Origin of the sequence: Mesorhizobium sp. M7A.F.Ca.CA.004.06.1.1 (genome assembly GCF_003999135.1) — a bacterium.
Lineage (GTDB): Bacteria > Pseudomonadota > Alphaproteobacteria > Rhizobiales > Rhizobiaceae > Mesorhizobium.
The window spans coordinates 1-3,678 of record NZ_RZPQ01000249.1; the positions used below are offsets into that span (position 1 = coordinate 1).

Genomic DNA, 3,678 nt, shown 5'->3' on the forward strand with positions numbered 1-3,678 from the left:
AGGCAGTAGGCAGTAGGCAGTAGGCAGTAGGCAGTAGGCAGTAGGCAGTAGGCAGTAGGGGTCTATTCGGGTGCAAGTTTGAAAATAAGCTGGCGAAGCATTTTGCCGATGCCCTCCGTGGATGTCAGCAACTGACTAGCTTGATCATGCGTGGCAAGGCCAATGCGTTCAGCGATCTGGAGGTGTGTCTCGAATTCCTTCAGCGAGCCTTGGGCAATCCTCAGAAATTGCTGATAGGAACCTCTGTTGTCTCGGCCATAACCTTCGGCGATGTTTGCAGGAATAGAGGTTGCTGAACGGCGGATTTGGCTGGTCAACCCATACAATTCCTCTTTTGGCCATGCCTTGGTCAAAGAATAGGTGGCGACAGCCAGATCCATCCCCTGCTGCCACACGATAAGATCCTTGTAGGAATTGATCTTGCCGGTCATCTCACTGCCTACTGCCTACTGCCTACTGCCTACTGCCTACTGCCTTCCAATTAATGCTCGCGCGATGATGACGCGCATGATCTCGTTGGTGCCTTCGAGGATCTGGTGCACGCGCAGGTCCCGCACCAGCTTCTCGATGCCGTAGTCGTGCAGGTAGCCATAGCCGCCGAGCAGCTGCAGTGCGTCGTTGGCGACATTGAAGCCGGTATCGGTGACGAAGCGCTTGGCCATCGCCGACCATTTGCCGGCGTCCGGCGCCTTGCGGTCGAGCTTCGCGGCGGCGGCATAGAGGAAAATACGCGCCGCCTGCAGTTCGGTCTCCATGTCGGCCAGCCTGAACTGCAGCGCCTGGAACTGGTTGATCTTCGAGCCGAAGGCCTTGCGCTCGGCGGTGTAGGAAAGCGCCTTGTCGAGCGCCGACTGCGCGCCGCCCAGCGAACAAGCGGCGATGTTCAGACGGCCGCCGTCGAGCCCGGCCATGGCGATGCCGAAACCCGCACCTTCGCCGGACAAAAGGTTCTCCGCCGGCACCTTGCAATCCTCGAAGATGACCTGGCGGGTCGACTGCATATGCCAGCCCATCTTGTGCTCGTTGGCGCCGAAGGAGAGGCCTGGCGCATCTCTGGGCACGACGATGGTGGAAATGCCTTTCGGCCCCTCAGTGCCGGTGCGCACCATGACGGCATAGACATCGCTGTCGCCGGCGCCGGAGATGAACTGCTTGGTGCCGTTCAGGACATAGTCGCCGCCGCTCTTGACCGCGCGCGTTTTCAGGGCCGCGGCATCGGAGCCGGAGCCGGGCTCGGTCAGGCAATAGCTGGCCAGCCATTCCATCGAGGTGAGTTTCGGCAGGAAGCGCTGACGCTGCTCGTCATTGCCGAAACGGTCGATCATCGACGCCACCATGTTGTGGATCGAGATGAAGGACGAAAAGGCCGGATCGGCGTGCGAAAGCGCCTCGAAGATCAGCACGGCGTCGAGCCGGCCAAGTGCCGAGCCGCCGACATCGTCCCTGATATAGATGCCGCCGAGGCCGAGCGGCCCGGTCTCGCGGATCACGTCGGCCGGGAAATGCTTGTTGCGGTCCCAGTCGAGCGCATTCGGCGCGACGCGGTCGGCGGCGAAGGCCTGCGCCATCTCCTGGATGGCGCGCTGCTCCTCGTTGAGTTCGAACTGGTTGGTGCTCGCATCGACCGCAGCGTCCATGGCGTGCTCCCTAATCTTCGACCTGTTGGCCTGTCGTTTTTGGCTTTGCGCGCGCACCAATCTAGACCAATGATGCCGCCGCGCAACCCGACCCTTCGCGGAGCGGCTGTGCACCAATGCATGCCCGGAGCACGATGTGACGACAAAATTCGATGAACTGCTGGGACAGTTCCACGCATACCTTGCGTCAGTCGATCACGCCCTGGTGCGCGATGCCGTGGCCCGGATCGGCTGGGACATGCCGGCTCGCACGCTGGAGCCGCATCCGCTCGCCTGCCTGAGCCATCTCGATCGCGCCGCCGAACTGGCGCCGCCAGATGCCAAGCCGCTGTTGCAACTGCTTGCCGAGCATCGGAATGATTTCCGCTGGGGGCAGACCTATGGCGAGGCGGACTTTGGAAAAGAGTTCATCGACAATTACGGCTGGCTGGAAGTGTTCGGCACCCGAGGCCACTTCGCCAATGACGAGGTCGCTGCCGGCCTGCTGATCCTTGGACCCGATATCGTCTATCCCGACCACCACCACGTCGCCGAGGAAATCTACATTCCGCTGACCGGCGGCGCCGAGTGGCGCATGGGCGAGAGCGGCTTTTGCATGCGCACGGCCGGCGAGGTCGTCCACCACGCGTCCAACGTCAATCACGCCATGCGCACCGGCAAAGACCCACTGCTGGCGCTCTACATCTGGCGCGGCGGGCCACTGGCGCAGAAATCCGATATTGCCGGAACCGTGGCGCAGGGCAGGGGCTGATGGCCAGAGCGATCATGCTGCAGGGCACGGGTTCGGATGTCGGCAAGACGGTGCTGGTCGCCGGCCTCTGCCGCGCGGCAAAAAAGCGTGGGCTGAAGGTGCGGCCATTCAAGCCGCAGAACATGTCGAACAATGCCGCCGTCGCCGACATTCCGGGCGACAACAAAGCCGGCGGCGGCGAGATCGGCCGCGCGCAATGGCTGCAGGCGATCGCTTGCGGTGTGGCACCCTCGGTCCATATGAACCCGGTGCTGCTCAAGCCGCAGACCGATGTCGGCGCGCAGGTCATCGTGCAGGGCAAGGTGTTTGGCGAGGCGCGGGCGCGCGACTACCAGGCGATGAAGGGCCGGCTGATGGACGCCGTGCTGGACTCCTGGGGCAAGATCGGCGAGGGCGCCGATCTGGTCATCGTCGAGGGCGCCGGCTCGCCGGCCGAGATCAACCTTCGCAGCCGCGACATCGCCAATATGGGCTTTGCCACGCGCGCCGACGTGCCGGTGGTGCTGGTCGGCGACATCGATCGCGGCGGCGTCATCGCCTCGGTCGCCGGCACGCATCTGATCCTGCCGGAAGAGGACCGACGGATGATCGTCGGCTATCTCATCAACAAGTTTCGCGGCGACGTTTCGCTGTTCGACGACGGTATCAGGTCGATCGAGAAATTCACGGGCTGGCGCTGTTTCGGCGTCGTTCCGTGGTTGAAGGCGGCGGCACGCTTGCCTTCGGAAGATTCGGTGGTGCTGGAACGGCTGGCGTCTGGCGAAACGCGCGCGCTGAAGGTGGCCGTGCCGGTGCTTGGCCGCATCGCCAATTTCGACGATCTCGACCCGCTCAAGGCCGAACCGCAGGTCGAGGTGGTGTTCGTGCCGCCCGGAAAGCCATTGCCTGCCGATGCCGGGCTGGTGGTCATTCCAGGCTCCAAGTCGACGATCGGCGATCTGCTGAAGTTCCGCGAGAACGGATGGGATCGCGACTTGCTGGCCCATCGCAAGCGCGGCGGCCATGTCGTTGGTATCTGCGGCGGCTTCCAGATGCTCGGCCGCACAGTGCGCGACCCTGACGGCATCGAAGGCAGCGTCATCGAAGCCGAAGGGCTCGGCCTCCTCGACGTCGAAACGGTGATGGAACCGGAAAAGACGGTGCGCAACGTCAGCGCCCGTTCGGTGCCGTTCGACTTGCCGCTCGAAGGCTACGAAATCCACCTCGGCCGCACCATCGGACCGGATACGCTGCGGCCGTCCGCTGTCATCAATGGGGTCGAGGACGGGGCGGAGTCGGCCGACGGCAATG

General features: G+C 63.3%; 4 protein-coding genes. 2 read left to right on the top strand and 2 right to left on the bottom strand.

From position 1 onward, the window contains the following. Positions 1-62: 62 nt before the first annotated feature. Positions 63-431, bottom strand: a complete 369-nt coding sequence (locus EN906_RS16515) for a four helix bundle protein (RefSeq protein WP_127271453.1) — start codon at positions 429-431, stop codon at positions 63-65. A 36-nt stretch (positions 432-467) separates the two neighbouring features. Beyond that, on the bottom strand, positions 468-1,637 hold the full coding sequence (locus EN906_RS16520) for an isobutyryl-CoA dehydrogenase (RefSeq protein ID WP_127271451.1): 1,170 nt from the start codon (positions 1,635-1,637) through the stop codon (positions 468-470). A 136-nt stretch (positions 1,638-1,773) separates the two neighbouring features. Here EN906_RS16520 and EN906_RS16525 point away from each other — a divergent pair, with 136 nt between their 5' ends. Further along, entirely contained in the window at positions 1,774-2,388 is a 615-nt protein-coding gene (locus tag EN906_RS16525; RefSeq protein WP_127268802.1) for a dimethylsulfonioproprionate lyase family protein, read from the top strand. Then, the coding region (locus tag EN906_RS16530; RefSeq protein ID WP_245484274.1) for a cobyric acid synthase at positions 2,388-3,678 on the top strand (1,291 nt) is incomplete at its 3' end. The genes EN906_RS16525 and EN906_RS16530, both read left to right, overlap by 1 nt.